General features: G+C 71.5%; 27 protein-coding genes and 3 pseudogenes. 17 read left to right on the forward strand and 13 right to left on the reverse strand.

Going from position 1 to position 26845, the window contains the following annotated elements; translation table 11 throughout:
• Nucleotides 1-210 (forward strand): LPXTG cell wall anchor domain-containing protein (locus K4G64_RS40465; protein ID WP_260460976.1); only part of this gene is annotated, 210 nt, incomplete at its 5' end.
• Between the two features lie 10 nt (nucleotides 211-220).
• Here K4G64_RS40465 and K4G64_RS25755 read toward each other — a convergent pair.
• The 3 genes from K4G64_RS25755 to K4G64_RS25765 all read right to left on the reverse strand — a co-directional run bounded on the left by K4G64_RS25755 (nucleotide 221) and on the right by K4G64_RS25765 (nucleotide 5896).
• Complete coding sequence (locus tag K4G64_RS25755; protein WP_221758381.1) at nucleotides 221-955, reverse strand: class I SAM-dependent methyltransferase; 735 nt, start codon at nucleotides 953-955, stop codon at nucleotides 221-223.
• A 6-nt stretch (nucleotides 956-961) separates the two neighbouring features.
• Nucleotides 962-5242, reverse strand: a complete 4281-nt coding sequence (locus tag K4G64_RS25760) for an aminotransferase class I/II-fold pyridoxal phosphate-dependent enzyme (RefSeq protein WP_221758382.1) — start codon at nucleotides 5240-5242, stop codon at nucleotides 962-964.
• A gap of 168 nt (nucleotides 5243-5410) precedes the next feature.
• Nucleotides 5411-5896, reverse strand: a complete 486-nt coding sequence (locus K4G64_RS25765) for a nucleoside deaminase (protein ID WP_221758383.1) — start codon at nucleotides 5894-5896, stop codon at nucleotides 5411-5413.
• A 147-nt stretch (nucleotides 5897-6043) separates the two neighbouring features.
• Here K4G64_RS25765 and K4G64_RS25770 point away from each other — a divergent pair, with 147 nt between their 5' ends.
• Nucleotides 6044-6826 carry a GNAT family N-acetyltransferase gene (locus K4G64_RS25770; protein WP_221758384.1) on the forward strand — a complete coding sequence of 261 codons (783 nt, stop codon included), beginning with the start codon at nucleotides 6044-6046 and terminating at the stop codon, nucleotides 6824-6826.
• A gap of 155 nt (nucleotides 6827-6981) precedes the next feature.
• Here K4G64_RS25770 and K4G64_RS25775 read toward each other — a convergent pair whose 3' ends face one another.
• Complete coding sequence (locus K4G64_RS25775; RefSeq protein WP_221758385.1) at nucleotides 6982-7422, reverse strand: SPW repeat protein; 441 nt, start codon at nucleotides 7420-7422, stop codon at nucleotides 6982-6984.
• A 230-nt stretch (nucleotides 7423-7652) separates the two neighbouring features.
• Here K4G64_RS25775 and K4G64_RS25780 point away from each other — a divergent pair, with 230 nt between their 5' ends.
• The 4 genes and pseudogenes from K4G64_RS25780 to K4G64_RS40470 form a co-directional block, all read left to right on the forward strand.
• Nucleotides 7653-7829 (forward strand): hypothetical protein, encoded by a 177-nt coding sequence (locus tag K4G64_RS25780; protein ID WP_221758386.1) that lies wholly within the window; start codon nucleotides 7653-7655, stop codon nucleotides 7827-7829.
• Between the two features lie 188 nt (nucleotides 7830-8017).
• Nucleotides 8018-8095 (forward strand): putative leader peptide, encoded by a 78-nt coding sequence (locus tag K4G64_RS41505; RefSeq protein ID WP_351405193.1) that lies wholly within the window; start codon nucleotides 8018-8020, stop codon nucleotides 8093-8095.
• Nucleotides 8096-8285: 190 nt separating this feature from the next.
• Entirely contained in the window at nucleotides 8286-8840 is a 555-nt protein-coding gene (ssuE, locus tag K4G64_RS25785) for an NADPH-dependent FMN reductase (RefSeq protein WP_221758387.1), read from the forward strand.
• A 4-nt stretch (nucleotides 8841-8844) separates the two neighbouring features.
• Nucleotides 8845-9126 (forward strand): annotated as a pseudogene (locus K4G64_RS40470) (LLM class flavin-dependent oxidoreductase); the annotation flags it as partial.
• A gap of 184 nt (nucleotides 9127-9310) precedes the next feature.
• Here K4G64_RS40470 and K4G64_RS25795 read toward each other — a convergent pair.
• The gene (locus K4G64_RS25795; protein ID WP_221758389.1) at nucleotides 9311-10360 is read right to left on the reverse strand and encodes an acyl-CoA dehydrogenase family protein; all 1050 of its coding nucleotides are present in this window, start codon (nucleotides 10358-10360) and stop codon (nucleotides 9311-9313) included.
• A gap of 545 nt (nucleotides 10361-10905) precedes the next feature.
• On the opposite strand from K4G64_RS25795, the gene K4G64_RS25800 reads away from it, so the two are divergent.
• Nucleotides 10906-11739, forward strand: a complete 834-nt coding sequence (locus K4G64_RS25800) for a PIG-L family deacetylase (protein ID WP_221758390.1) — start codon at nucleotides 10906-10908, stop codon at nucleotides 11737-11739.
• A gap of 197 nt (nucleotides 11740-11936) precedes the next feature.
• Here K4G64_RS25800 and K4G64_RS25805 read toward each other — a convergent pair whose 3' ends face one another.
• Entirely contained in the window at nucleotides 11937-13061 is a 1125-nt protein-coding gene (locus tag K4G64_RS25805) for a substrate-binding domain-containing protein (protein ID WP_221758403.1), read from the reverse strand.
• An 81-nt stretch (nucleotides 13062-13142) separates the two neighbouring features.
• Between K4G64_RS25805 and K4G64_RS25810 the strand changes: the two genes are divergently transcribed.
• From K4G64_RS25810 to K4G64_RS25825, 4 genes are all read left to right on the forward strand, one after another.
• Nucleotides 13143-13583 carry a MarR family winged helix-turn-helix transcriptional regulator gene (locus K4G64_RS25810; protein ID WP_221758391.1) on the forward strand — a complete coding sequence of 147 codons (441 nt, stop codon included), beginning with the start codon at nucleotides 13143-13145 and terminating at the stop codon, nucleotides 13581-13583.
• 274 nt (nucleotides 13584-13857) lie between these two features.
• Nucleotides 13858-14748 (forward strand): glycoside hydrolase family 19 protein, encoded by an 891-nt coding sequence (locus tag K4G64_RS25815; RefSeq protein ID WP_221758392.1) that lies wholly within the window; start codon nucleotides 13858-13860, stop codon nucleotides 14746-14748.
• Between the two features lie 74 nt (nucleotides 14749-14822).
• Entirely contained in the window at nucleotides 14823-16187 is a 1365-nt protein-coding gene (locus tag K4G64_RS25820) for a PI-PLC domain-containing protein (RefSeq protein WP_221758404.1), read from the forward strand.
• Between the two features lie 42 nt (nucleotides 16188-16229).
• Complete coding sequence (locus tag K4G64_RS25825) at nucleotides 16230-17138, forward strand: oxidoreductase (RefSeq protein WP_221758393.1); 909 nt, start codon at nucleotides 16230-16232, stop codon at nucleotides 17136-17138.
• 7 nt (nucleotides 17139-17145) lie between these two features.
• On the opposite strand, the gene K4G64_RS25830 is transcribed toward K4G64_RS25825, so the two are convergent.
• Nucleotides 17146-17604, reverse strand: a complete 459-nt coding sequence (locus K4G64_RS25830; protein WP_221758394.1) for a pyridoxamine 5'-phosphate oxidase family protein — start codon at nucleotides 17602-17604, stop codon at nucleotides 17146-17148.
• Between the two features lie 62 nt (nucleotides 17605-17666).
• Nucleotides 17667-18014: pseudogene (locus tag K4G64_RS40475) on the reverse strand (tautomerase family protein); the annotation flags it as partial.
• A 53-nt stretch (nucleotides 18015-18067) separates the two neighbouring features.
• Here K4G64_RS40475 and K4G64_RS25835 point away from each other — a divergent pair.
• Together K4G64_RS25835 and K4G64_RS25840 are read left to right on the forward strand one after the other, a co-directional pair.
• On the forward strand, nucleotides 18068-18460 hold the full coding sequence (locus K4G64_RS25835) for a VOC family protein (RefSeq protein WP_221758395.1): 393 nt from the start codon (nucleotides 18068-18070) through the stop codon (nucleotides 18458-18460).
• A 45-nt stretch (nucleotides 18461-18505) separates the two neighbouring features.
• Nucleotides 18506-19585, forward strand: a complete 1080-nt coding sequence (locus K4G64_RS25840) for an adenosine deaminase (RefSeq protein ID WP_221758396.1) — start codon at nucleotides 18506-18508, stop codon at nucleotides 19583-19585.
• Here K4G64_RS25840 and K4G64_RS25845 read toward each other — a convergent pair.
• From K4G64_RS25845 to K4G64_RS25855, 3 genes are read right to left on the reverse strand one after another with little or no spacing between them, the layout of a single operon-like run.
• Complete coding sequence (locus tag K4G64_RS25845; protein ID WP_221758397.1) at nucleotides 19567-20082, reverse strand: DUF664 domain-containing protein; 516 nt, start codon at nucleotides 20080-20082, stop codon at nucleotides 19567-19569. The genes K4G64_RS25840 and K4G64_RS25845 overlap by 19 nt on opposite strands.
• 27 nt (nucleotides 20083-20109) lie before the next feature.
• The gene (locus K4G64_RS25850; RefSeq protein WP_308122489.1) at nucleotides 20110-20493 is read right to left on the reverse strand and encodes a carotenoid oxygenase family protein; all 384 of its coding nucleotides are present in this window, start codon (nucleotides 20491-20493) and stop codon (nucleotides 20110-20112) included.
• 18 nt (nucleotides 20494-20511) lie between these two features.
• Nucleotides 20512-21426 carry a LysR substrate-binding domain-containing protein gene (locus tag K4G64_RS25855; protein WP_221758398.1) on the reverse strand — a complete coding sequence of 305 codons (915 nt, stop codon included), beginning with the start codon at nucleotides 21424-21426 and terminating at the stop codon, nucleotides 20512-20514.
• 117 nt (nucleotides 21427-21543) lie between these two features.
• On the opposite strand from K4G64_RS25855, the gene mgrA reads away from it, so the two are divergent.
• Nucleotides 21544-22536: an L-glyceraldehyde 3-phosphate reductase gene (gene mgrA / locus K4G64_RS25860; RefSeq protein WP_221758399.1), complete on the forward strand. Its 993-nt coding sequence runs from the start codon at nucleotides 21544-21546 to the stop codon at nucleotides 22534-22536.
• 48 nt (nucleotides 22537-22584) lie between these two features.
• Here the strand turns inward: mgrA and K4G64_RS25865 are convergent, their stop codons facing one another.
• Both K4G64_RS25865 and K4G64_RS41125 read right to left on the reverse strand, forming a co-directional pair.
• Nucleotides 22585-22872, reverse strand: a complete 288-nt coding sequence (locus K4G64_RS25865) for a DUF1905 domain-containing protein (RefSeq protein WP_221758400.1) — start codon at nucleotides 22870-22872, stop codon at nucleotides 22585-22587.
• Nucleotides 22873-22946: 74 nt separating this feature from the next.
• Nucleotides 22947-23064: pseudogene (locus K4G64_RS41125) on the reverse strand (nuclear transport factor 2 family protein); the annotation flags it as partial.
• Nucleotides 23065-23436: 372 nt separating this feature from the next.
• On the opposite strand from K4G64_RS41125, the gene K4G64_RS25870 reads away from it, so the two are divergent.
• From K4G64_RS25870 to K4G64_RS25880, 3 genes are all read left to right on the forward strand, one after another.
• The gene (locus K4G64_RS25870) at nucleotides 23437-23847 is read left to right on the forward strand and encodes a hypothetical protein (RefSeq protein ID WP_221758401.1); all 411 of its coding nucleotides are present in this window, start codon (nucleotides 23437-23439) and stop codon (nucleotides 23845-23847) included.
• A gap of 84 nt (nucleotides 23848-23931) precedes the next feature.
• Entirely contained in the window at nucleotides 23932-26271 is a 2340-nt protein-coding gene (locus K4G64_RS25875) for an FHA domain-containing protein (RefSeq protein WP_221758402.1), read from the forward strand.
• A gap of 9 nt (nucleotides 26272-26280) precedes the next feature.
• On the forward strand, nucleotides 26281-26845 hold a 565-nt coding region (locus K4G64_RS25880), incomplete at its 3' end, for a hypothetical protein (protein ID WP_260460977.1).

Genomic DNA, 26845 nt, shown 5'->3' on the forward strand with positions numbered 1-26845 from the left:
GCTCACGGGGGTGGCGGAGGCGGTGTAGCCCGTGCGGGTCAGCCGTCCGAACCGGCCCCCGAACCGGCCCCGCGCACCGTCCCGCACGCCAGGGGCGCCTTGGCGCACACGGGCACGGACCACACCCTCCAGGCCGTCGCGGCGAGCGCGGCGCTGGTCGCCGGGGGAGTGGTGCTGCGCCGGAGGTTCCGTCCCGGTTCGGACGGCTGACCCGCACGGGCTACACCGCCTCCGCCACCCCCGTGAGCAGCACCATCCCCGAATCCCCGTGGTCCGGCAGGGTCGGGTCCATGTCGATGTGGGTCACGTCCAGGTCCCGGGTCAGGGGCGCGAAGACCTCCGTGACGGTCGCCGGGCTCACCGGACAGCCCGGCCAGCGGGAGGCGGGTCCGATGCGGTACGTCGGCATGTTCTCCATGAACGCGGCGACCAGGCAGCCGCCCGGCCGGGCCGTGCGGACGAAGGTGCGGCAGAGCTCGGCGAACTCGGCGAAGTCCTCCGTCGCGCTCTCGGCGACGAAGTGCATGGAGGCCAGTTCGTACGCGCCCGGCGGCAGCGCCCGGACGTCGGCGTGCACGATGTGCACCGGGGCCAGCGCGCCGGCCAGCGTCGCGGGCACGTCGGGGTTGAGTTCCCGGCACAGAGCGTGGAACGGGAGCCAGCTCGCGTCGGGACGGTGACAGATCTGGTCCGTGAGGTAGGCGACGTTGCTCGCTCCCGCCTCCACGGCGTCGATCTCGCGGCTCACGGCGGACGCGAGCATCAGCGGGTAGAGGTTGGGACCCGCCCCGAACTCCACCGAGCGGGTGATGCCGCCCGGCGGAAAACGCCGGTAGCAGGCGCTGTGGTGGGCGATGACCGCCGCGTCCCAGGGATGTACCTCGCGGTAGTGCTCCGCGAGGTAGTCGGCGACCGGCCAGCGGTCCCAGTCCACGTCGTCGTTGTGCGTCGTCATGGCCGGCTAGTCCTTCATCCGCAGCGGGAAGCGTTCGGACAGCCGGGTCAGGGTCCCGTTCAGGTGGCTGATGTCCTCGTCGGAGTTGATCGCCGTGAGCTGCACCCGGAAGCCCACCCGGTCGCGCGGCACCAGGGGGTAGGCCGCCAGCGTGACGTAGATGCCCTCCTCCCACAGGTACGCCGCCACAGCGTCGAGGTCCGCCGGGTTCGCCAGCGGCACCTCCACGATGGGCAGCCGGTCCCTGTTGAGGGTGCTCACCCCCATGGCGTCCAGGTGATCGAGCACACGCACCGTCTTGCGGTACAGGTCGGCCCGGATGACATCGCCCCGGCGCTCGTTGACGTCCAGTCCCGCCAGCGCCGTCGCCAGGGACGCCGTGGGGGACGGCCCCGAGTAGAGGTACGGGGCCGCGGCCGTCTTCAGCCGGTTCTTCAGTTCCGACGGCAGCGCCAGGAACGCCAGCAGCGACGAGTACGCCTTGGAGAACCCTCCGGCCAGCACGATCCCGTCGTAGGACTCCGCGGTGTGGCGCACCACGCAGTTGCCGCGCATGCCGTACGGACACGGTTCGTCCGGCCCGCGTTCGCCGATCACGCCGAAGCCGTGGGCGTCGTCGACGTACATCGTCGCCCCCTCGGCGCGGCACACCGCCGCCAGCGCCGGCAGGTCGGGGACGTTGCCGCTCATGCTGTTGACGCCGTCCAGGCACACCAGCCGGGGAGTGCCGCTGGGCACGCGGGCGAGCTGGCCGCGCAGGTCGTCGAGGCGTTCGGCGTGGAAGCGGTGCAGGGTGGCGCCCTGCGCCCGGGCCACCACACAGCCGTCGTAGACGGTGCGGTGCGCGGTCGCCTCCACGAAGACGTGGCCCTCCTCGGCCAGCACGGGTATCACGGACGAGTGCACCAGCGTGAGTGTCGGCAGCAGCAGTGTGTCCGGCGCGCCGAGCAGCGCGGCGAGCCGCTCCTCGATGTCGGGGTAGAGCCGCGGACTGCCCAGCAGCCGTGACCAGCTCGGGTGCGTGCCCCACTCGCGTACCGCGGGATCGACCGTGGCCATGATCTCCGGGTCCCAGTCGAACCCCAGATAGTTGCAGGACGCGAAGTCGACCAGCCACTTGTCGCCGCTGCGGATGTGCCGGCCGCGCACCTCGTCCAAGACCGCGTCGCTCATCGGGCTGGTGCGCCGCAGGTGCTCCAGGTCCTCCCAGCGAGCCTTCCGGCGTCCGTGGGCGGCGGAGTCGATCTGCGGCCGCCGTGTCCGCGGTGGCGCGAACGGACGGGTGCTCGGTTCTCGCAGCACGTGCGCGCTCTGCTCCAGGGTCAACGGCCGGGCGAACAGGTACCCCTGCCCGAACCGGCATCCCATGCTCGCCAGCAGATCCCGCTGCGCGGTGTCCTCGATGCCTTCGGCGATGACCTGCAGGCCCAGCGTGTCGGCGATCCGCACGATCCCCTCGACCAGGGCGACCTGCTGGGCGTCGCGCGCGATGTCGTCGATGAACGACTTGTCGATCTTCAGCACGTCGATCGGGAAGTCCCGCAGGTAGCGCAGCGAGGAGAAGCCCGTGCCGAAGTCGTCGACGGCGATGTGCACCCCGAGGTCCTTCAGCGTGGCCAGCACCGTCTGGAGCCGGTCGTCGCGGTGCAGCAGCACCGTCTCCGTCATCTCCAGCTGCAGCGATCCCGGTTCGAGGCCCGGGGTGCTCAGTGCCTCCCCGACCTGCTCGATGAACCCGGCGTCGCGGAACTGACGGGCGGAGACGTTCACGCTGACGTACGGCGGTCGGGCGGGGCCGGGCAGCCGTTGCAGGTTCACGATGTCGCTGACCGCGTTCTCCAGCACCCACGAGCCCAGCGGCGCGATGTGCCCGGTCTCCTCGGCCAGGCCGATGAACTGGTCCGGCATGACGGGCGGCCGCTGCTCGTGCGGCCAGCGGACCAGGGCTTCAAAACCGACGACCTCGCCCGCCGTGATGTCCACGACCGGCTGGTAGCGCAGCGCGAACGCCTTGTCGGCGACCGCCTGGGCCAGCTGCGACTGCAGATCGTGCCGCTTGACCATGCGGCTGCGCAGCAGCGGCTTGAAGCGGCGCCACTGCCGCTTGCCCGCCGCCTTCGCCGCGTACAGCGCGAGGTCGGCATGGCCCAGCAGCTCCTCCGCGTCCGTGCTGTCGCGCGCCGTGGCCACGCCCACGCTGGCGGACACCGGCACCGATTCGTCGGCGAGGTCGAAAGGCCTGCTCAGCGTCTGGATCACCTGGGCCGCCAGCAGTTCGGCGTCCAGGGGCTGCTTGGCGTCCTCCATGAGCACGGCGAACTCGTCACCACCGAGCCGGGCCGCGGTGTCGGTGCGCCGCAGCGTTCTGGACAGCCGGTTGCCGACCGCGACCAGCAGCTGATCGCCCGCACGGTGTCCCATCGTGTCGTTGACCAGCTTGAAGTCGTCGAGGTCGATGAAGAGCAGACACGTCAGGGAGGACTCGCGACGCCCGCGCAGCAGGGCGCGTTCGATCCGCTCCAACAGCAGCGTCCGGTTGGGCAGACCGGTGAGCGAGTCGTGGAAGGCCCGCTGGGTCAGCTCCTGCTCCAGCCGCCGCTGCTCGGTCACGTCCCGCAGGGTCACCACCAGACCGGACACGGTCCGCTCGTCCCGGAAGTCGCTGAACCGGACCTCCACCTCGACGCGCGCCTCCCGGCGCCGCACCCACCAGTGGTCGTGTCCCGCCCCCGACCCCCGCTCCCGTACGACGGTCAGCCCTCGCGCCGCCCGCTCCCGGTCCCCCGGGTCCACCAGCTCCGGCAGCGGCACGCCCACCAGTTCGTCGGTGCCGAACACGGACCGTGCGGACGGGCTGGCGTACCGGATGGTGTCGTTGTCCTCCAGGATCAGGATCACGTCTGAGGTGTTGCGGACGAGGGTGCGGAAGTACGCCTCGTTCTCCCTCCGGAACACCTCCTTGCGCAGCGCGACGCGCTCCATGGCCAGGCCCGCGTGGGAGGCCAGGATCTCCAGGGAGCCCCAGGTCTCGTTGAGCTGCCGTTCGGGGGCGGCGATCAGCAGGATGCCCGGCACCTCTCCGGTCGGACGGTCCGGCTGCGTCATGGGACACACCAGGACCGACGGCAGGCCGTTCAGCCGGGCGGCGATCGCGGGGTCGAGGGCGGCCGGGCTCACCAGCCGGGTGCCGTGGGCGCCCAGATCCGCCGCCTGGTCCGTCGGCAGCAGCATGGTCCGGTGCGCTGTGTCCGGACCCATCAGCCGGTCGACCGCCTTCCGGCAGGACTGGTCGACCTCCTCCTGCCGGAAGGCGGAGACCAGCGAGGCGGCCGCTCCCCGCAGGGCCAGTTCGCGAGTGACCGCGCGGCGATGTGCCACGACCATCCCCGCCAGCCGCAGGATCACCAGGAGGAACAGCACACCCGAGAAGACCGCGATCACGGCGGCGTCCCGGCTCTGACCGCTCAGCCCCTCCCAGAGCAGGATCCCCGGCGCGATGAGCGTGGCCACGGCGAGCATGACCAGCCGGCGCCGCGGCGGCAGCAGGGACTCCCGCTGGGGCACGGAGGCCGTCAGCTCGACCATGGAGGGATGCAGCGCGGCCAGGCCCCAGGCGGTGTAGAAGACGACCCAGCCGAGATCCAGCAGGCTCCCGGTCTCCCACACGTCGTACAACTGCAGGATCCCGTAGGCGATGTCGGTGACCAGCAGGGTCACCGTGCCCACGACCAGCAGGCGTACGGCGCGATTGGACCCGTTGAGCGGACTGGGGGTGAGCAGCCGGACCAGCAGGGCCAGCACGAGGATGTCGCCGAGGGGGTAGGCGATGCTGATGGCCCGCTGTTGCCAGCTCATGCCCTGCACCACGGTCAGCGGTTGCACCAGGTACACCCACACGGGCAGCGCGAGGCCGGCGGTGACGATCAGGGCGTCGAGCAGGCTCGGCAGGTCGCGGTCGGCCCACCTGTGCCGCACCAGCCCCGACAGACCGATCGCGAACAGCGGATAGGTGGCGAGGTAGCAGGCGTCGGCGGGGGAGGGGAACGGGTTGGAGGCGTCGAAGTACTGCTCCATCACGTTGTAGTACGTGTCGCCCGCGATGAAGGTGAAGATTCCGCCGGCGAGAAACCACCAGGGCCACGCATGGGCGGGGCGGTGGATACGCGTGCCGACCAGGATGGCGCCAACGCCCGCCAGCCCTATGACGGCCCAGAGCGCTGTGAAGGCCGCGGGCACAGTCATGTACACGATAGTGACAACCGCGACCAACGCGATATAGACGGCCATGAGCCGATGTGCCGGCAGTGAAGGCATGTGCCTCCCCCCGTCGCGGAGACCGGGGTGTACGCCTGGTCTTTCGCCTGGTCCAATTGGAATCGATCATAGGTTCGTCCGAGCGGCCCTGCATCTCGGGCGCTGCCCGTCAGGCCGGAATCACCTCTCCCGACCGGCGTCTCAGTCGCGACCGCGGTGGAAGCTGAAGTGCAAATCCCTGATCTGCTCGGTCAGTTCGGGCACCGGACCGTCCACGGTCACTCCGGGTGCGACCTCGCGCACGGGGAGTGTCCGCACCGGCGGGGCCGGGACCCCCAACTCCGACAGCCACGAGCCGAGTTGCTCGGACGAGGCGACGTAGACGATGCGTCCGAGACCGACCCAGGCGTGCGCGGCCGCACACATCGGGCAGTGCTCGCCGGAGGTGTACACCGTGGCGGCCGCCCGCTCCCGGGGTGTGAGGTGCGCCGCCGACCAGCGCGCCAGCTCGAACTCGGGGTGCCGGGTGCGGTCGCCCGAGGCCACCCGGTTGTGGTCCTCGGCGAGGACGGTGCCGTCCCCGCCCACCAGGACCGACCCGAACGGCTCGTCCCCGGACTCCAGGGCCTCGGCGGCGAGTTCCACGCAGCGGCGCAGATGCGGCAGTTCCGTGTCCTTCACGACCATGGGACCGGCCTTTCCCGTGACGAGGTGATCAACAGGACCCTATGGCGCCCGGGCGCCGGGGGAAAGGAACGGGGCCGCGGGTCCAGGGAGTGCCGCCGGGCCGGAAAACCCTTTGCCGCAAGGCCCGGCGGCTGCTGGGGTCTGTCCATGGATCATGCCGAGCTGCTCACCCTGTTCGACCGCTACCTGCGCGAGGGAGCGCGGCCGGACGGTCCAGGCGCCCGTGTCGAGCGGACCGGCGGCGTCGTCCGCCAGATCGCCCCGGCGCCGGGCTGGAAGGGCGTGCTGTGGTCCGCCCTGGACGAGGCCGGAGCGGACGCGGCGATCGCTGACCAGATCGGTCACTACACCGGGCTCGGCCTCGACTTCGAGTGGAAGCTGTACGGCCACGACGGGCCGGCGGACCTCGGGCGGCGGCTGCGCGCGGCCGGGTTCACGCCCGGGCCCGAGGAGACGCTGATGATCGGCGAGGCCACCGGTCCGGCCCGCGACGCCGCACCGCCCGAGGGCGTGCGCCTCGTGCAGGTCACCGACCCGGCGGGCGTCGATCTCGTGGCCGACGTGCACGAGAAGGCGTTCGGAGCCGACAGCTCCTGGCTGCGCCACCAGCTCCTCGCCCGGCTGTCCGACCCGGACGGCGTGGTCGCCGTCGTGGCGCTGGCCGGCGACGAGCCGGTGAGCGCGGCGCGCATGGAGCTCGTGCCCGGCACGCCCTTCGCCGGTCTGTGGGGTGGCGGCACCGTCCCGGGCTGGCGCGGCCGCGGCATCTACCGCGCCCTGGTGGCCCACCGAGCCCACGCGGCGGCGACCCGCGGCTACCGCTACCTCCAGGTCGACGCCTCCAGCCAGAGCCGGCCGATCCTGGAGGGGCTCGGATTCCTTTCGCTGACGACCACGACGCCGTACGAGTACGCGTCCCAGCCGAGCTGAGGACGCGGAAGCCACCTCCGCGGGGTGGTGATGTCGCCTCCGTGTGGTGGTGATGTCACATCCGCACCCGCCCGGTCCGTCGGGATGCCGGCGTGGCCGACGTGAACGGGCCGGTCCGGGACGCGGACCGGCCTTTTGCTCCTTTCCGGCGGGCGCTACGGCCTGGGCGAGGCCTTCGCCGCCGTTCCGGCGCACACCAGCCCGAGGATCACGGCCAGTGCACCGATGATGATGTTGTTCCACACGACACCGGCGTCCGGGCTTTCGCCGACGACCCACGGCGAGATGATCATCCACACCCCGAGCGCGCACATGGCCCAGCTCAGGCCGTACATGCGCTCCGGAGCGCGAGTGAACCCGAGCGCCAGCAGACCGATCGCGATACCCATGATCAGGTTGTGGGTCACGAGGGCCGGCTGGCTGGTCGTGTAGTGGACGATCCACGGGGAGGCGGCGCAGTACAGACCGAGCAGGAACACCGGTCCGTCCACGAGCGCCACATCGCGGCCGCCGAGCATGCGGGCGTACCGGTCCCGCATCTCGGAGGCATCCGGGTGGCTGGTGATATCCCCTCTGGTGGGCGAGACGTTGGCCATGATGCGTCTCCTTCGTGGTGCAGGGCGACCGCGTCTGGTGGGGTATGCGGTAAACGCCGCGTAAGCGTCATTCTGCTCTTATCTCACCTTTATGTGTAGAGGTCGGCGGAGGGTACCAGGATCTACCCGGCAGTACATGTCCGGGCGGATCGGGGGCATCCGCATGTGTACGACAGCGACCGATCGGCGTCGCCCCGGCGGGCGGCGCGGGACAGGGGAGGGCAGCGGACGTGACTGCGGCCATCAGTGCGAAGGTGTTGGAACGGTTCCCGGCGGGGTCTCCGCGCGGATCCTGGCCCGCGGAGGAGTACGCGGCACGCCGCCGCGCCGAGGGCGAACCCGCCACCGTCGTGATGGACCTGGAGTCGGACGCCTTCCTCGTGGTCGTTCCGGCGGACAGCGACTGAGGCGGCGCCCCGCCCGCACCGCACAAAGACCCGCGCCCTCGGACCGTGCCGAACCGAGCAGGCCGAACCGAGGGCGCACGCAAGCCTTTCCGAAGCGCCTTTCGTGAAATGGCCGGTCCGGGATACGAGATGAGCCGCGAATTCCTTGACGGCCCTCGACGCCCACTGCCACGATCCATGGCATGACCATGCGACTGGACCTCACGCGGCGACGCCACGTCGACCTCGCACGCGTCTCCAGCGCTTCCTGTCGCGCCGCAGCCTGAGTCCTTCGGCTCGCCGCTTCCTCACACCGCCGTATCCGCCGTAGGCCGGCCACTGCCGTTCCGGCCGGATGCCGTGTGCGGTGAATTCCCCTCACGCCTGAATTCGGTGCTTCGGCACGCCCTTTCATCCGCGCATTCCCGAATTCGGCGATGCCCGCGCAGTCGCGCCTCATCCCGGAAAAGAGAGCCCATGGCCACCGTCCTGTCCGTCTCCGGCAGCCCCTCCGCCTCCTCCCGCACCAGCCGACTGCTGCGCCACCTGGACAAGCGGCTGGCGGCCCAGGGGCATGACGTGATCCCGCTCGACGTCCGCACCATCCCCGCCGAGGCCCTGCTCGGAGCCGACTTCCGCCACCCCGCGATCGTCGAGGCCACCGAACTGTTCGCGCGGGCCGACGGCGTCGTCGTCGGCACACCCGTGTACAAGGCGTCCTACTCCGGTGTCCTGAAGGCCCTGCTGGACCTGCTCCCGCAGTACGCCCTGACCGGCAAGACCGTCCTGCCACTCGCCACCGGCGGCAGCGTCGCCCATGTGCTGGCCATCGACTACGCCCTGCGCCCGGTGCTCAACTCCATGGGTGCGGCCCACATCGTCCAGGGCTGGTTCACCCTCGACAAAGACATCGCCGTGCAGGACGACGGCTCCCTGACCGTCGCGCCGGCCGCCACCGAAGCGCTGACCCAGGTGGTCGACCAGTTCTCCGCAGCGCTCGGCCGCATCCCGCTGCTGGCCGTGGCGGGCTGACCCGACCGGTGAATTCCTCCAGGCAGTACGGGAGTTGTGGCGGGGGCGGACCGTCGACCTGCACGGCGAGCCCGTCCGGGTGGAGGACGCGGTGCCGGCCCGGGGGCCCGACCCGGTGCCCGAGTCCACTTTCGGCGGCTCCTCGCCCATCGCCGGTGAGATCGCCGCCCGGCACGCCGACGTCTACCTCACCTGGGACGAGCCGCCCGCCCAGGTCTCCGAGAAGATCGCCCGGCTCCGGTCGCCGGGGTTCGGCGAGGGCTTCCTGCCGCGCCTCGCCGCGCGGGGACTGTGGCGGCGGCATCCCGCGGGCCTGAAGACTGCGCCATCCGCCTCCGCTCCTTTCGGGCCGGTCGCGAGCTGACACCACGCGGACCGCACCCGAAGATCAACCCTGGAATCGAAGCCGAGTTCCGCGGGAAGGCCCTGTCGTCCCGGACGGACCGGGCGCCGGAGGCGCCCCGCCTCGGCTAGCCGGACGCCAGCGAGTCGAGGTGCGTCCGGCGTGCCTCCGCCGTCTGGCCCTGCACCAGCAGGAACATCCCCTCGCGCGCCAGCCGCTGCGCCCGGCTGTCCAGGGCCATGGAGCGGCCGCCTCCGGCGACGATCGCCGCGGTCGTGGCCGCGCGCAGGAGGTCGTACGCCCGTGTCTTCACGGCCAGCCGTTCCGGGACGGTGTCCTGCGGGGCGGGGCGGTCGGCCAGGGCGTAGGCCTCCTGCCGTGTCTCGTCGAGCCGGGCCCGCAGCGACCGGGCCGTCTCCCGGCCCTCCGGGGTCTGCGCCACCAGGTCCAGTGCCGCGTCCGCCACCCCGAACACGGCCGGACTGGCGTTGGCGGCCCGGGGGAGGTCGACCAGGGCGAACTCCTCCTGCGGGGTGCGCAGCACGACGGACTCGTCCGGAACCCACAGGCCGTCCAGCTCCAGGGACACCGTACGCGCGGCGGTGAGGGCCGCGAGCCGCATCGGCGCCGACGGCGTCAGCCCTGGCTGGGCGCGGGCCTCGGCGAACACGAACACCACCTCGGCCGAGTCCGTCACCCCGGCCAGCAGCATCACATCGTTCAGCCCCCAGCCCGTGTACCAGGGCACCCGGCCCTCGAACCGCCAGCCGCCCTCCTCGGCGACGGCCCGCACGGGCACCCGGGGGAAGGCACGGACATGGGCGAACGCGATGCCGGCCATCAGCTCGCCCGTCGCCAGCGGGCGCAGCAGTTTCTCCCGCACGGGGGAGTCGTAGGTGCTGAGCAGCTTCACCGGGGTGTGGTGCTGTGTCTGCACGAACCATGTGGAGCAGCACGCCCCGGCCAGGATCTCCGCGGTCTCCCGCGCCACGGCCACGGGCGCGTCCGCCCCGCCGTACTCGCGCGGCGCGACCACCCCCAGCAGCCCTGCCCGCTTCACGGCCTCGAGATGGCTCGCGGGCACCCCCTCCTGATCGACGCGCTCGGCCTGCGGGACGAGGAGATCGTGCGCCAGTCGCTGTGCGCCGGTGACGAGGGGATGGGGTGTGGTGGTCATGGGAGGAATTCTCGCGGTCGGGCGGCGCGGGGCGCTGACCCGGGGGCGTGTCGTCGGCGGGCCCCGCCGGCGCTGCTGCGGCCGGGCGGCCCGCGACCCGACCCTGATGCCGAGGTCGCTGTCGACCGCGTGCGCGACAAGTACGGGACGGGCGTCATCCCCCCGGCCGCCGCCTTCCGCCACGCTTCATACGGCCCCCTCCAGCCCTGCGGCGGACGTGGGTGCGTGCTGCTCGGGCTGCCCGGCCGGCAGCGGCTCCGGTCACACGGGCCGCACCGGACCTCGCTCCGGCCGGGGCACTCCACCCGGCATGGTCCGCGCCGCTGTCGCCCTGTGCCTGGCTGGGGACGTCAGCCGCAGCGGCGCCCGAGGCCGTGCGGGGAACAGCCGGACCGGTCGGCGGGGTTGCATGGACGAGGGACCGGCGCCGCGCGGGCGGGGAAGCACGGAGACCGGGAGGTCGCCCGCCCTGCGGAAATCCGGGCCTCAGGTGGTAGCTCGCCGAGCACTTTGATCACGACATGCTTTTGACGGAGGACTGACTCATGACCGACCGGCCTTTGACGCTCATGGCCGTGCACGCCCATCCCGACGACGAGGCCACCGGAACGGGAGGGGTCCTCGCGCGGTACGCGGCGGAAGGCTTCCGCACGGTTCTTGTGACGTGTACCGACGGCGGTTGCGGTGACGGACCGGGAGGTGTCAAGCCGGGCGATCCCGGGCACGATCCGGCGGCCGTCGCGTTGATGCGCCGTCAAGAACTCAAGGCGAGCTGTGACGTCCTGAAGGTCAGCGATCTGGAGATGCTGGACTATGCCGACTCCGGGATGATGGGCTGGCCGAGCAACGACGCTCCCGGATCCTTCTGGCGGACCCCCGTGGAGGAAGGCGCGGCCCGACTCGCGGAACTCATGCGGCACTACCGACCTGATGTGGTCGTCACCTACGACGAGAACGGCTTCTACGGTCACCCCGACCACATCCAGGCCCACCGCATCACGATGGCGGCGCTGGAGATGACCGCGCTGACGCCGAAGGTGTACTGGACGACGATGCCCCGCTCGATGATGCAGCGGTTCGGCGAGATCATGAGCGAGTTCGGTGAGGACATGCCGGAGCCGGATCCCGCCGAGGCCGCCGCGATGGCCGAGATCGGCCTCCCCGACGATGAGATCACCACGTGGGTGGACACCACCGCGTTCAGCGGCCAGAAGTTCGACGCGCTGGCCGCGCACGCCAGTCAGGGCGAGAACATCTTCTTCCTCAGGATGGGCAAGGAGAGGTTCGGCGAACTGATGGGCATGGAGACCTTCGTACGGGTCCAGGACGCCACTGGCGCGGCCACACCCGAGGACGACCTCTTCGCCGGACTGCGCTGATCCACCCCACCCGCCGGTCGATGGGCCTGGCTGCCGGCTGACCGCGGCGCCACGTGGCGCCGCGGTCAAGTCCGTCAGGCGGCGAGGAGGTTGAATTCGGACAGCGGAGGCCCGTAGACCTTCTGGGCGCCCACTCGGTCGAGTTCGGAGTTGGCGAGTTCCCGCGATCCCAGGGATCTTCCGATATTCAGAAAGACCTAGGACCTGTCGCCCCGGGGCCGCGCATCCAGCTCCGTGAGCACGTCGAAATCGAGCCCGTCGGCCCGCGCCAGGTAGATCCGCTGGCGCACATGGGCGTCGCGCAGGTGCAGCAGCCCGCGCGGACCCTCGTACGACACCGCCCCGGCCCCGGCCGCCGCGCCGATCGCCGAGATGTCCAGCGTCCCGGCCCTCTTCAACAGCGCGGCCAGCAGCAGCACACCCTCGTAGCAGGACTCGCCGAGGCTGCCGGGGGCGGGTGCCTGGACGCCGTAGCGGGCGGAGTACCGCCCGTGGAAGTCGAGGGTGTCGCGGTTGGCCAGCGAGGCGAAGAACCCGGCCGTGCTGTAGAGGTCCTCGGTGGCCTCCGGGCCGCTCGCCATCAGCATGTTCTCGTCCATCAGCGTGCTCAGCCGCAGACAGCGCGCGTGCAGGCCGTACGCCGCGAACGACCGGTTGAAGCGCACCGCGTCACTGCCGACGAGCAGCATCAGCACCGCGTCGGCGTCCGAGCGTTCGACGCGGCGCAGCACCGGCTCGAAGTCGTGGGTGCCGAGCGGCAGGTACGCCTCACCGGCGACGCACCCGCCGCGGTCCCGGGCGTAGGCGCGGGCCGAGCGGGCCGTGTGCCGCGGCCACACGTAGTCGTTGCCCACCACGAACCAGCGCCGCACCCCGCGCTCGCGTGCCAGCAGATCCATCGCCGGCCGGAGCTGGTCGCGCGGGGTCTCGCTGGTCAGGAACACTCCCGCCGTGTCCTCCCCGCCCTCGTACAGCGCGGTGTACACGTACGGGACGCGGTGCGCGATCCGCGGTGCGAGCGCCCGCCGCACGGAGGAGATGTGCCAGCCGGTGACGCCCCGCACGGCGCCCAGGTCCACGAGCGCCTCGACCTCGTCGGCGACCTCGTGCGGCGCGCCCGAGCCGTCGACGGGCACCAGCCGGAGCTGTCTGCCGAGCACGCCGCCGTCCCGGTTGACCTCCTCGGCGGCCAGCCGCGCACACAGTTCACACGTGGGCCCGAAGATCCCGGCCGGCCCCTGCAGCGGGAAGACGAGGGCCACGCCGAGCACCGAGTCGTCGGCCGTGAACCACTCGGGCCCGGGAAGGTCGCGCCGGAACATGGCGTCATGATTCCGGCTCCAGGGGACGACCTCCAGTGCGTCTCCTACGATGGACACCCCTCGGCACCTAGGAGAGCAGGGATGCCCAGCCCCACCCCGCCGCGTCGGCCCGACGACCTCGTGCAGTTGCTCACGCGGGCCGAACGACTCGCGGCGCGCCGGTTGCAGGGCGCGCTGGAAGCGGAGGGCTGCTCGCTGGACGCGTGGCGGGTGCTGGCGTCGCTTTCGGACGGCGAGGGGCACCACATGACGGCTCTCGCGGAGGCCGCCTTCCTGCCGCCGCCGACGCTGACCAAGCTGGTCGACCAGCTCGTCGACCAGAACCTCGTGCACCGCAGGGTCGATCCGTTCGACCGCCGCCGCGTCCTCGCCCTTCTCACGCCCCGCGGCCAGGAGTTCTGGCAGCGCGTCGACCGGGCGGTCCGCGCCGCCCGGCCCTCGCTCGGCGAAAGCGATGACGACCTGCTGCGGTCCCTGCTGGACCGGCTGGCGGCGACGCTGGAGGACCCGGCGCACGTGTGAGCGCTCCAGGACGCCGGACGGCACGGCGGGGTCCCGGATCGCGCCGAGCCGGCCGGGGAATGCCGGGCCGTCAACCAGCGCGGACGCCAACAGGTCTGGACCTGACTGGTCTACACCCTTGACTGGTACAGACCAACGCGGTTGAGTGTGGCTCCACAGCCCCCCACCACGGCCGCCCCCACGCCGTGACCGGACCCCCGGTGCGTGCGGTCGAGGGCCCGCTTCGCTCTGCCCTCGTCAGCGTGCGGCCGTGCTCCGCGAAGGAGTTGAACCCGTGTCGAGACGCCGTATCTCCGCAGTCCTGGCCACCCTCGCCCTCGCCGGCACCGCGCCGGTGCTCCTGCCCGCCTCGAACGCCTCGGCCGCCGCCTGCTCCAGCTACCCGAACTGGACGGCCGGGAAGTCGTACAACGCCGGCGACATCGTCCGCTACACGGACGGCAAGGCGTACATCGCCGAGCACGCCAATCCAGGCTACGACCCGGTCATCAGCACCTGGTACTGGGAGCCGTACGCCTGTGACAGCGGTCCGGGCACGCCCAACGCCCGCTTCGTGGTGAGCGAGTCGCAGTTCAACCAGATGTTCCCGAACCGGAATTCGTTCTACAGCTACAGCGGTCTGACCGCGGCCCTGAGCGCCTACCCCGGCTTCGCCAACACCGGCAGCGACACGGTGAAGAAGCAGGAGGCCGCGGCCTTCCTCGCCAACGTCAGCCACGAGACCGGCGGGCTGGTGCACGTGGTGGAGCAGAACACCGCCAACTACCCGCACTACTGCGACTGGGGACAGCCCTACGGCTGTCCGGCCGGGCAGGCGGCCTACTACGGGCGCGGCCCGATCCAGCTGAGCTGGAACTTCAACTACAAGGCCGCGGGCGACGCGCTCGGCATCGACCTGCTGAACAACCCCTGGCTGGTGCAGAACGACTCGGCCGTCGCCTGGAAGACGGCCCTGTGGTACTGGAACACCCAGACCGGCCCCGGCAGCATGACCCCGCACAACGCCATGGTGAACGGCGCCGGGTTCGGCCAGACGATCCGCAGCATCAACGGCTCCCTGGAGTGCGACGGCAAGAACCCGGCGCAGGTGCAGAGCCGGGTGAACAACTACCAGCGGTTCACGCAGATCCTCGGGACGTCCCCCGGAGGCAACCTGTACTGCTGACGCGGGACCGTGCCGCGTGGTGTCATGCGGGATGTCATGAACCTGACGGTTGATCGAAGGGCATCCTCATGCGACTGCGCACCCCCCACGCCCTGCTCGCCACGACCGCGGCACTGGCCGCCGCGGTCGTGGCCCCCCAGCCCGCTGCCGCCGCCGCCGTTCCGGCTCCGGGCGCGTACTACGTCCAGAGCGCCACGACCGGACTCAACGCGGCCGACAACGGCGGCGCGGTCGAGCAGCACAGACCCCGCGGCAACGAGGACCGCCAGCAGTGGCAGTTGAAGCCGACCGGGTCCGCCTACCTCCTGGAGAACACCGTCGCGCCCGGCAGCTGTCTCGGCCGCAGTGGCGACCAGGCCGCGACCGTCGCCTGCGCGAGTGCCGACGCCGGGTGGCAGATCGACCCGATCGGCTCCGACCGCTACACGCTCAAGGCCCCGGGAACCGCCCGCCACCTCACGGTCGCGCCCAAGCCGCCCGGCGCCACCTACCCCGCCCGGCTCGCCCTCGGCGGATCCGGCGACCTGGCCGCCTGGTACCTCACCCCGGTCACGCCCGCCACCCGGCCCATGCCGCCGCAGGACCGGCGCACCCTGGACCAGGTCACGTTCCTCACCACGCACAACGCCTACGCCAACGGCGTCGACGGCGGCTTCGCCCCGCCCTTCGTCAACCTCGTGCCCAACCAGACCCGCGGCATCGAACGCCAACTCGCCGACGGGGTCCGCGGATTCATGCTGGACATCCACCAGACCCCCGACGGCGCGATCCTCTGCCACAACAGCTGCACCCTCGTCAGCAGGCCCGTCGCGCTGTGGGTCGACCTCCAGCGCATGGTCGACTTCCTCAAAGCCCATCCCGACCAGTTCGTCACCGTCTTCCTGGAGGACTACGTCGACCCGGCCGTCCTGCGCGCCGAACTCGCCCGTGTCAACGGCCTGTCGGACGTGCTCTACCGGCCCGACCTCACCGGCGTCCGGCAGAACGGCTGGCCGACGATGGCCGACCTGGCCGCCGCCGGCGACCGGCTGCTGATCTTCACCGACCACAGCCGTTCCGCCGACCAGGCCGCGGGCCTGACCCGGGACAGCTTCGGGGTCATGTACCAGTCCGAGTGGACCGTCGAGAACCACTGGTCGATGGGCTCGGGCCTCGGCACCTCCGACTGGTCCTGCTACAGCCGCTGGTACGGCGCCGACACCAACATCCCGCTGACCCGCACCGAACCGGGCTTCCGCCCGCTGTTCGTCATGAACCACTTCCGTGACGTCCCGCTCACCGGCACGGCCGGCACGGACAACACCAAACTCGCCGACCGCGCCCAGAGGTTCTGCCAGCCGGCCGCCCGCAAGAAGCCCAACTTCCTCGCCGTGGACCACTACGACCGCGGCAACCCGGCCTCCGCCGTCACCACCCTCAACTCGTACACGTATCCGTAAACCGGCTTCGCCGGACCACATGCCGTGTGTGAGACTCCGCCGATGAGTTCACGGACGATCACCGCGGACGCCGCGGGCACCTGGAAACTCGGCGACCTGCCCGTCCACCGCCTCGGCTTCGGCGCGATGCGGCTGACGGGCAGCGCCGCCTTCCACCACGGCACGCCGAGCCACCGCGACCGGTCGATCGCCGTCCTGCGCAGGGCGATCGACCTCGGCGTCGACCACATCGACACGGCGGCCTTCTACTTCTCGTCGCTGCGCTCCGCCAACGAACTGATCAACAGCGCCCTCGCGCCCTACCCCGACGACCTGGTCATCGTCACCAAGGTGGGCCCGTACCGCGGCTACGACGGGGAGTGGGGCACCTCGGCCCGCCCCGAGGACCTGCGCGGCCACGTCGAGGAGAACCTGCGCCAGCTCGGCCGCGACCACCTGGACGTGGTCAACCTGCGCCGGATGCCGACGTACGACTCCATGGCCGAGCACTTCGGCGCCCTCGCGGAGATGCGCGAGGCGGGCCTGATCCGCCACCTCGGCATCTCCAACGTCACACCCCGCCATCTCGCCGAGGCCCGGGCCATCGCCCCCGTGGTCTGCGTCCAGAACCGGTACGCCCTCGACCGCCCCGACCCCGACGGCGACGAACTGCTCCGCGTCTGCGGCGAGCAGGGCATCGCCTTCGTGCCGTTCTACGCCGTCGCGGGCGACGCCGGCGAGCGGGGCGCCACCACGGCCCACGACGAGGACGTCCGAGCCGTGGCCCGGGCCCATGGCGCGAGCCCCGCCCAGATCCGCATCGCATGGACCCTGCACCAAGGTCCCCACGTCCTCGCCATCCCCGGCACCGGCAATCCCGACCACCTCGTCGAGAACGTGGCGGCGGGGGCGATCCGCCTCACGGGCGAGGAACTGAACCGGCTCGGCAGGGCGCGCCGGCAGGCCTGCTGACGGGCGTCTACACGACCCAGACACCCTCCCGCATGAGATGCCTGAGCGGCAGTTCCCGCACTTCGCACCACGCCTGCACCGCACGCGGCCGCACCTGGAAGAACGCGTACGACGCGTGGTCCTCGCGGGGATCCCAGCCGGTCTTCACACGGAACGCCTCGGCCGCCGCCGACGGCACCTCCCGCATCGGGTGGGTCCGCACCTCACCGTCGACGAGCACCACGTCCCTGGTGTCCCCGAAGGCCAGCCGGGCCCGCCCGCCGTCCCGCAGATTGCGGCCGGTGGGATTGGTCAGCCGGGTGCACAGCCACACGGCCTCGTCGTGCCACACGAACCACAGCGGGACCAGACACGGCATTCCTTCGGCGTCCGACGTCGCGACCCAGATGTCGATCTCCCGCTCCAGCCGGCCCAGCAGGTCCGCCTTGCGCTGCTCGGGGGTGCGGGGTTGCTCGGTGATCTTCATGGCCGGGACGCTAGCGGGCACGGGGGCCGCACCGCCTCGGGCCGCGGCCCTAAGCCCGGGGCCTAGGACCGATCGTCGAGGTACTGCGCTAAACCCTCCCCGAGCGACCAGTCCGCCCGACTCGCTCTCCGTCAGGACGTCGAACACGTTCCGCGGCTTGGTGCCCGCGTACGCGTGGGCCGGCTCGGCGATCCTTCGGTAGAGCTCCTGCTTCTGGGCGGGCGGCCGGACCGCGGCGTGATCGCGACGTACGCGATGCCGTCGTCGCGCCGCACGCCGAGGTAGTCGTCGTGACGCGGGGTGCCGCTCGTTCCGTCGTGGTCCCTCAGCACCTGGAACCGGGCGTCGGACGGGATGCCGATGGTCCCCCGCAGGGCGGCGTACACGGCCCGGACGAGTGGTTGGCATCTCCGGAGTTTTACGTATAACCTCTCCGGTCAACCGCCCGCTCCGAGAGGCCCCGATGCGACGTATCGCCCTGGTCACCCTCGTCGTCGACGACTACGACGAGGCGATCCGCTTCTACACCGACGCCCTCGGGTTCCGGCTCGCCGAGGACGCGCCCCGGCCCGACGGATCCCGCTGGGTCGTCGTTGAACCCGGCACTCCGGGAACCGGCACCGGACTGCTGCTGGCCCGTGCCAGGGGAGAGGCCCAGGCGGCCCGGGTCGGGGACCAGACGGGCGGGCGCGTGGGCTTCTTTCTGCACACCGACGACTTCGCCCGCGACCACGCCCGCATGACCGCCGCGGGCGTGACCTTCCTGGAGGAGCCGCGGCACGAGCCGTACGGGACCGTCGCCGTCTTCCAGGACCTGTACGGCAACCGCTGGGATCTGCTCCAGCCCGCCGGCTGACCCCTCCCCACCGCTTCGAACGATCCGCCCGAGGAAAGAACCGCCATGACTGCTACGCGCGTAGACGCCGATCTGATCCGCCGCCTCCCCAAGGCCGTGCTGCACGACCACCTCGACGGCGGCCTGCGCCCCGCCACCGTGGTGGAGCTGGCCGAGGCGGTCGGTCACACCCTGCCCACGACCGACCCGGACGAGCTCGCCGCCTGGTACTACGAGGCCGCCAACTCCGGTGACCTGGTGCGCTACATAGCCACCTTCGAGCACACCCTCGCCGTGATGCAGACCCGCGAGGGCCTGCTGCGCACGGCCGAGGAGTACGTGCTCGACCTGGCCGCCGACGGTGTCGTGTACGGCGAGGTGCGCTACGCCCCCGAGCTGAACACCAACGGCGAGCTCACCATGGCCGAGGTCGTGGAGACCGTCCAGGAGGGCCTCGCGGCGGGCATGGCGAAGGCCGCCGCCGCGGGCACACCCGTGCGGGTCGGCACCCTGCTGTGCGGGATGCGGATGTTCGACCGGGTGCGCGAGGCAGCCGACCTGGCCGTGGCGTTCCGCGACGCCGGTGTCGTCGGCTTCGACATCGCCGGAGCCGAGGACGGCTTCCCGCCCGCCGACCACCTCGCGGCCTTCGAGCACCTGCGCAGCGAGAACGTGCCCTTCACCATCCACGCCGGCGAGGCGCACGGCCTGCCCAGCATCCACCAGGCTCTCCAGGTGTGCGGCGCCCAGCGCATCGGGCACGGCGTGCGGATCACCGACGACATCCCGGACCTCGCGGCGGGCAAGCTCGGCCGGCTCGCCGGCTGGGTGCGCGACCGGCGCATCGCGCTGGAGATGTGCCCGACGTCCAACCTCCAGACGGGCGCCGCCACCTCCATCGCCGAGCACCCGATCACCGCGCTCAAGGACCTCGGTTTCCGCGTCACCCTCAACACCGACAACCGCCTGGTGTCGGGCACCACGATGACCCGTGAGATGTCCCTGCTGGTCGAGCAGGCCGGCTGGACCGTCGAGGACCTGCGCACGGTCACCGTCAACGCCCTGAAGAGCGCGTTCATCCCGTTCGACGAGCGCAACGCCCTCATCCGGGACGTGGTGCTGCCCGGTTACGCCGCCGCGCTCTGAAGCAGCCCCCGCAGGTAGGCGGCCTGTCCGACGTGCTGGAGATCGTCGGACAGGACGCTGACCAGCCGGACGCCCAGGGTGACCGGCGGGTCCCAGCGCTCGTCGACCACCCGCTCCAGGTCCTTGGCGGCCAGGCCCCGCAGGGCGTCCAGGCTCTGCTCGTGCACGGCGTCGTAGTAGCCGGTCAGCAGCTCGCCCGAGTCGACCCGGACCTTGGCGACCTTGGCGGGGCTGTGGCCGTAGCCCGTGTCGCGGCGCGGCAGGTCAAGACCGAAGCGCTTCTCCCAGTCCTGGGACAGCCACACCTGTTCCCGGCCGAAGGCGTCGGCCATGTGGTCGTCCTGGACGCGGGTGAGGTGCCAGACCAGCCAGGCGATCGAGTTGGTGTCGGGGGTGGGGCGGGCGCTCAGCTCGTCGGGCCCGAGACCCTCGACGGTGGCGTGGACTTCTTCGCGGATGCGGCTGAAGCCGTCGATGAGGATGTCCTTCGCATGCATGGATCCACCATCGCGCATCGCCGGGAATCACGCGTCGGGAACCCGGCTCCCGTGGAGGCCCGGCGGCACCCGGCCCGGGAGGTGGATCCGGGCCACCGGTTCCCCGGTGAAGTCCCGGGCGGCGAGGATCACCAGGTCCGACGCCCCGCGGTCGAGGTCGTGCACATACGCGATCGCATACCCGTTGTCCTCCGCCGCCCGTCCGTCGTACGGGTCGGACGGCACGAACACGGCCTCGCTCGCCGCCGCGCCCGCGGGCAGCCGGTGCACCTGTGAGGTGCCGCGCAGCAGGTCGTGCTTGATGAGCGCGCTGGCGAAGGCCCTGTAGGGCGGGGTGCCGTCGGCCGCCTGGCAGGCGAGTGACCTCTCCGTGGCAGCGGCCGAGCAGCCGTACCGGTGCCTGCGGGTCACCGGCGCCTCGCTGACGGATCAGGAGGGGTGGGCACCCTGGAGTGGTGCCAGGCCCCCTGTTTCCAGCAGGCCCATCAGCGCCCGGGCCGCCGGACTGGTCGCCGGCTCGGGCGGCAGCAGCGCCACCGTCTCGTACAGGGCGTCTTCGGCCCCCTTCACCGGCAGTGCGGTCAGCGAGTCGCGCTTGTGCCGGAAGTGACGCGGCACGACGGCGATGCCGAGATCCTCGTCCACGAGGTCGAGGAGGCTGTGCACGTCGTTGACCTCCAGGGCGACGCTCCGGCGCACGCCCGCCGCGGCGAACGCCGCGTCGGTGGTGCGCCGCGGCCCCCAGTCCGGATGGAAGTCGACGAAGACCTCACCACCGAGATCCTCCGGCGTCACCGCCACGCCGGCCGCGGCGAGCCGGTGACTCGGATGGCACAGCACGGTCATCGGCTCGCTGGTCAGCGGCACCGCCCGCAGCTGGTCGGTGTCCTCCTGGGCGGTGCGCACGGCGAACGCCAGGTCCAGGCGCCCGGCCGCGACCTCCTCCGCCAGAGCCCCCGAGCCCGCCTGGCGCAGACAGATCTCCACGTCCGGGTGGCTCCGCCGGAACGCCGCCAGCAGCCCCGCCACATGCACCCCGGCGATGCACTGCTCGGATCCGAGCGTGAGCATCCCGCGCAGCACGCCCTGCACCGCGGCCACCGCCTCGTGGGCCGAGCGGACCTGCGCCAGGATCCGCTCCGCCTCGCCGAGCAGCGCCCGCCCGGCCGGGGTGAGGGTCACCCGGCGGGTGGTGCGCACGAACAGCGGCGTCTGCAGCTCCCGCTCCAGTGCCCGGATGGACGCCGACAGGCCCGACTGGGACACCAGGAGGCGTTCCGCCGCCCGGGTGAAGTGCTGGTCCTCGGCGACCGCGACGAAGTGCTGCAAGTGGCGCAGTTCCATGACTGAGAAGCGTAGCCGCTGAATTCCATCGGATTCTTCTGTTGGACGCATGGGCGCAGGTCACGCCAGAGTGGAGACCGGTTTCATCCCGACCGTGCCAACCCCTCTGGAGTCGCGTTGTACACCGCACACCCCGACCGCTACGCGGACATGCCCTACCGGCGCACCGGACGCAGCGGCCTGAAACTCCCCGCGCTCTCGCTCGGCCTGTGGCACAACTTCGGCCCGGACCGGCCCGTCGAGACGCAGCGCGCCATCCTGCGCCGCGCTTTCGACCTCGGTGTCACCCACTTCGACCTGGCCAACAACTACGGCCCGCCGCCCGGCGCCGCCGAGTCCGCGCTCGGCGAGTTCCTGAAGACGGACTTCGCGCCGTACCGCGACGAGCTGGTGATCTCCACCAAGGCCGGTTACCTGATGTGGCCCGGACCGTACGGTGAGTGGGGTTCGCGCAAGTACGTGCTGTCCTCGCTGGACCAGAGCCTGAAGCGGATGGGCCTGGACTACGTCGACATCTTCTACTCGCACCGCCCCGACCCGGACACCCCGCTCGAGGAGACGATGGGGGCCCTGCACTCGGCGGTGCAGCAGGGCAAGGCGCTCTACGTCGGCGTCTCGAACTACTCCGCGGAGCAGACCCGCGAGGCAGCCCGCATCCTGGGCGAACTGGGCACCCCGCTCCTCATCCACCAGCCGCGCTACTCGATGCTGGACCGCCGCCCCGAGGACGAGGGCCTGCTCGACGCCCTCGACGAGCTCCAGGTCGGCTCCATCGTCTTCTCCCCGCTGGAGCAGGGCGTGCTCTCCGCCCGCTACCTCGACGGCATCCCCGAGGGCTCCCGGGCCGCGAGCGACAGCCCCTTCCTGAACTCCGACGCGCTGACCGAGGACCTGGTGGGCCGGCTGCGCGACCTGAACGACATCGCGAAGTCCCGCGGCCAGACCCTGGCCCAGATGGCACTGGCCTGGGTGCTGCGCGGTGGCCGGGTCACCTCGGCGCTGGTCGGCGCGAGCAGTGCGCGGCAGATCGAGGACAGCGTCGGCGCCACCCGGAACCTGGACTTCGACGCGGACGAGCTGGCCCGCATCGACGCCATCGTCAAGCAGTAGCACCTCCTCGGGGCCCGGGGCCCGGGGCGCCCGCCCCGGGCACACCGGTCAGGAGCCGAGCCGTTCCTCCAGGCGTACGGTCACCGTGTCGCCCTCCTCCTTGCCGATCGCCTTGCGGAGGTCCGCCTTCACGGGCAGCTTGTGCGTGCCGTCCCCCAGGGCCATGAAGGAGCTGCGGAACGGGTGGCCGTCGATCGTCCCGCGGACCTTGACCAGGCCGCGGGTGCCGAAGAACTCGACGGACCGGGGCCAGATCAGATAGGTCCAGCCGCCCTCGGCGGAGCTCTTGCGCAGGACGGCGGTGAACTCCGCGTCCAGTTCTGTCGTGATGGCCATGGCGTCCTCCGGTGCTCGGCGGTATCTCCCTCATGCAGACCGCCGGACGCCGGAGAACTCATCGCGCGGCGGCCTCACGCCCCGGCGGGCACCCGGTCCAGGAACCCGAGCACGGTCCTGATCCGGTCCTGCCCCGTGGTGCCCGCCGACGACACCGGTGAGCCGGAACGTGAACCCCGGGAACTGCTCCCGGCCGCCGCGATCACCGTGACGATCCCCTGGTCGCGGACATGGGTGATCAGCCTCCAGGGAGTCGTACCTGCTGGTCAGGGCCTGGATTCCCCTCGTGGTGAACCCGGTACGACCACCTTGCCCGCACCCGCCGGAAGCGTCGATTACCTCCGGAGTCGTGGGCCGCTGGGACCCCTCGCCGGATTTCGGCCAACTCGGGGGGTGAATATGCCAGGAGAGTGGCCGGAAAGTCGTGGTGACAGTGATTCAGTAGTGAACATACTGACCTGCGAGAGCGCTTTTCACATCGAGCGACGGCGCCCTCACGCACAGCACGCGAGCCGCAGCAGCGAAGCCGGGCCGGCAGACGGGCAGGGCAACGGGGGAGGTCACGTGCACGACGAGTTTCTGTGCCACGTCACGGCGTACGGAGTCTGCGACGGCCGCCGTATCGGAGTGCCCCTCGGAACCTACCGGGCTCCCACCCTCGCCCTCGCCCTGTGGTGGCTGCGCGACCGCGCCTCCTGGATCGCCCAGCGCCTCGATCCCCAGCCCGATGCCGAGCACTTACCGCCGGGCGCGCTCGTGCCGGTCGCCCACACCGTGCCCGACGTGCCCGCGCTGCTGCGCGCCTGGTGCGCCGATCCCGCCCAGCAGGGGCGGGTCGCCGAGGAGTTGGCGGCCGGACGGCTCGTGCGCATCGCCACCAGTGACGAGACGACCGAGTACGAACTGCTCGCCGAGTCCGTGGACGCCCTGCGGATGCAGCGTGCCGCTCCCTTCGTCGGCATCACCGTCGGCTGACCCCGTAGGCCCGCTGACCGCTTGACCTTTTCGCCGCCCCGCTCGCCCAGGCGCACAACAGGGCAAATCGGTAGAATCTTGACCATGGCGCAACCCTCGGTAGCACCAGAGCTCGTGCTGGAGACAGACACCGGCACCACCGTGATGATTCCGGGCCGCGACTACCACGTGGGGCGCGACCCGATGTGCGAGATCGTCATCGACGACGACCGGGTCTCCTGGCACCACGCCGTACTGAAGCCCGAGGACGGTCACTGGATCATCGAGGACGAGGACAGCACCAACGGCACCTACGCCGATGGCAGGCGCATCCACGAGTGGGACGTCGGACCCGGCAGCGTCATCCGCTTCGGCAACCCTGCCGACGGGCCGCGCATGACCCTCGCGGGTCGCCCCGCGCCCCGCGCCCGCACCCCCGAACGCCCCTCCGCCGTCTCCATGCCGGCCCACACCGGCACCTACCGGCAGCCCACGACCGTGCGGCCGCTGCCGTCCCGCACCGTGCGCATCGGCCGCGCCTCCGACAACGACCTGGTCATCGACGACCTCATCGTCTCCCGGCGGCACGCCGAACTGCGCGCCCTGGCCGACGGAACCTACGAGATCGTCGACCTGGGCAGCCACAACGGCACCTACCTCAACGGCAGCCCCGTCACCAGCGCCCCGGTCGGCCAGGGCGACATCGTCGGCATCGGCCACTCGGCGTTCTGCCTCGTCGGCGACCAACTCCAGGAGTACGTCGACACCGGTGAGGTCTCCCTCGACGTGCAGGACCTCGCCGTCTCCGTCGACCGCGGCCGCAAGACGCTCCTCGACCACGTGTCGTTCCCGGTGGGGGAGAAGTGCCTGCTCGCCGTCGTCGGCCCGAGCGGCGCAGGCAAGTCCACGCTCCTCAACGCCCTCACCGGCCAGCGGCCCGCGGGCCACGGCACCGTCCTCTACGACGGCCGTGACCTCTACCGCGACTACGCGGAGCTGCGCCAGCGCATCGGACTGGTCCCGCAGGACGACATCCTGCACGCGCAGCTGACCGTCCGCAAAGCCCTCTCCTACGCCGCCGAACTGCGCTTCCCGCAGGACACCGCCAAGGCCGAGCGACGCGCCCGGGTCGACGAGGTCATCCGCGAACTGGGCCTGGAACAGCGCGCCGACCAGCCCGTGCACAGCCTGTCCGGCGGCCAGCGCAAACGCGTCAGCGTGGCCCTGGAACTGCTGACGAAACCGTCCCTGCTCTTCCTCGACGAGCCGACCTCCGGCCTCGACCCCGGCATGGACCGCTCGGTGATGCACATGCTGCGCGGCCTCGCCGACGACGGCCGGACCGTCATCGTCGTCACCCACAGCGTGCTCAGCCTCGACGTGTGCGACCGGCTCCTCGTGCTCGCGCCCGGCGGGAAGATCGCCTACTACGGGCCGCCCGAGGACGCCCTGCCGTACTTCGGCTTCGAGGAATGGCCGGAGGCCTTCGAGGCCTTCGACCGGGACACGGACCGGGACTGGGCGGGGGAGTACCTCGCCTCGCCCTTCCACGGCCGGTACGTGACCGACGCCTCCGCGCAGCCCCAGCAACCCCGGTCCGAGCCCGTCGTCATCACCGCCCCGCCCCGTCCGCGCAGCCGGGGTGCCCAACTCCGCACGCTGGTACGCCGGTACGCGGCCGCGCTCAGCGCCGACCGCACCTTCCTGATCATCATGATCGCCCTGCCGTTCGTGATGGGCGCCATGGCCCGCGCCCTGGCGGGCGGCAAGCTGACGCAGGACACGGCGATGAACGCGCTGCTCATCCTCTGCGTCGGCGCGGTGCTCACCGGCGCCGCCAACGCCGTGCGCGAACTCGTGAAGGAACGCGTGATCTACCAGCGGGAACGGGCGGTGGGCCTGTCCAGATCGGCGTACCTGATGTCCAAGGTCATCGTCCTGGGCGTCATCACCGTGCTCCAGGCGGTGGTGCTGACCCTGGTCGCCCTGTTCGGCGTGGATCTCAACGCACCGGGCGGCGAAGGCGTGCTGATGCCGCCGCTGGTGGAGATCACCGTCGCCGTCGCCCTGCTCGCGTTCACGGCGATGATGCTCGGCCTGCTCGTCTCCGCGCTGGTGCGCAAGGAAGAGGTGACGATGCCGCTGCTCGTGCTCATCGCCATCGTCCAGGTCGTGTTCTGCGGAGCCCTGCTGAAGCTGGCCGACACCCCCGGACTCGAGCAGCTGGGCTGGCTGGTGCCGGCCCGTTGGGCATTGGCCGCGATGGCCGGCACGGTTGGACTGGGCCGGATCGTGCCCGACGACCTGACGAAGGACCCGCTGTTCGAACACTCGGCGGGCACATGGCTGCTGGACGTCGGGATGCTGGTCGTGTTGTCGGTGCTCTTCGGGTTCCTGGTGTCCCGCATGCTGCGCCGGCACGAACCGGCCGTCATGCGGAAGTAGGGAGCGCCTATGACGACCCCCGGCTTCCGGCCCACGCACGTCGTCCCGCAGCACGGGATGCCCGCCTGGGAGGCCCCCGACCCGTCCCGGCCCACCGTGGACCTCGACCCCCTGCTGCCGGTACAGCTCCTGGAACGGCAGGGCGACTGGGGGCACGTGCTGTGCTTCAACGGCTGGTCGGCCTGGGTCGACGGCCGCCGCTTGGTCGCCGTACCGCTGGATCCGCCCGCCGCGGACGGGCCCCTCACCCGCGCCGCCGATCCGCGTCCGCTACTGGGCCGGGCACAGGAAGCCCTCGCGCGCTACCGCTCCGCGGTGGAGGACCTCGCGGGCGGCCTCGACCGGGAGTCGTTCCGCACCCGCACCCACGGCATGCGGATCGGCGTCGTCGTCGACGGCGAGTCCGTGTGGCTCTACGACTCCGCCCACGGGCACTGGGTGTACGCCGACGGCAGCCGCATGACCACGTACGCGACGGACGAGACGCCGGCCGCGGAACCGGAGTCCCGCCCAGCCGGGGCGTCCGCGCATCCGCCCACACGAGTGGTGCCGCCCGAGGGCCCCGCCGGGACGC

The organism is Streptomyces sp. WAC04114 (assembly GCF_019733245.1).
In the GTDB taxonomy this organism is placed as follows: Bacteria; Actinomycetota; Actinomycetes; order Streptomycetales; family Streptomycetaceae; genus Streptomyces; species Streptomyces massasporeus_A.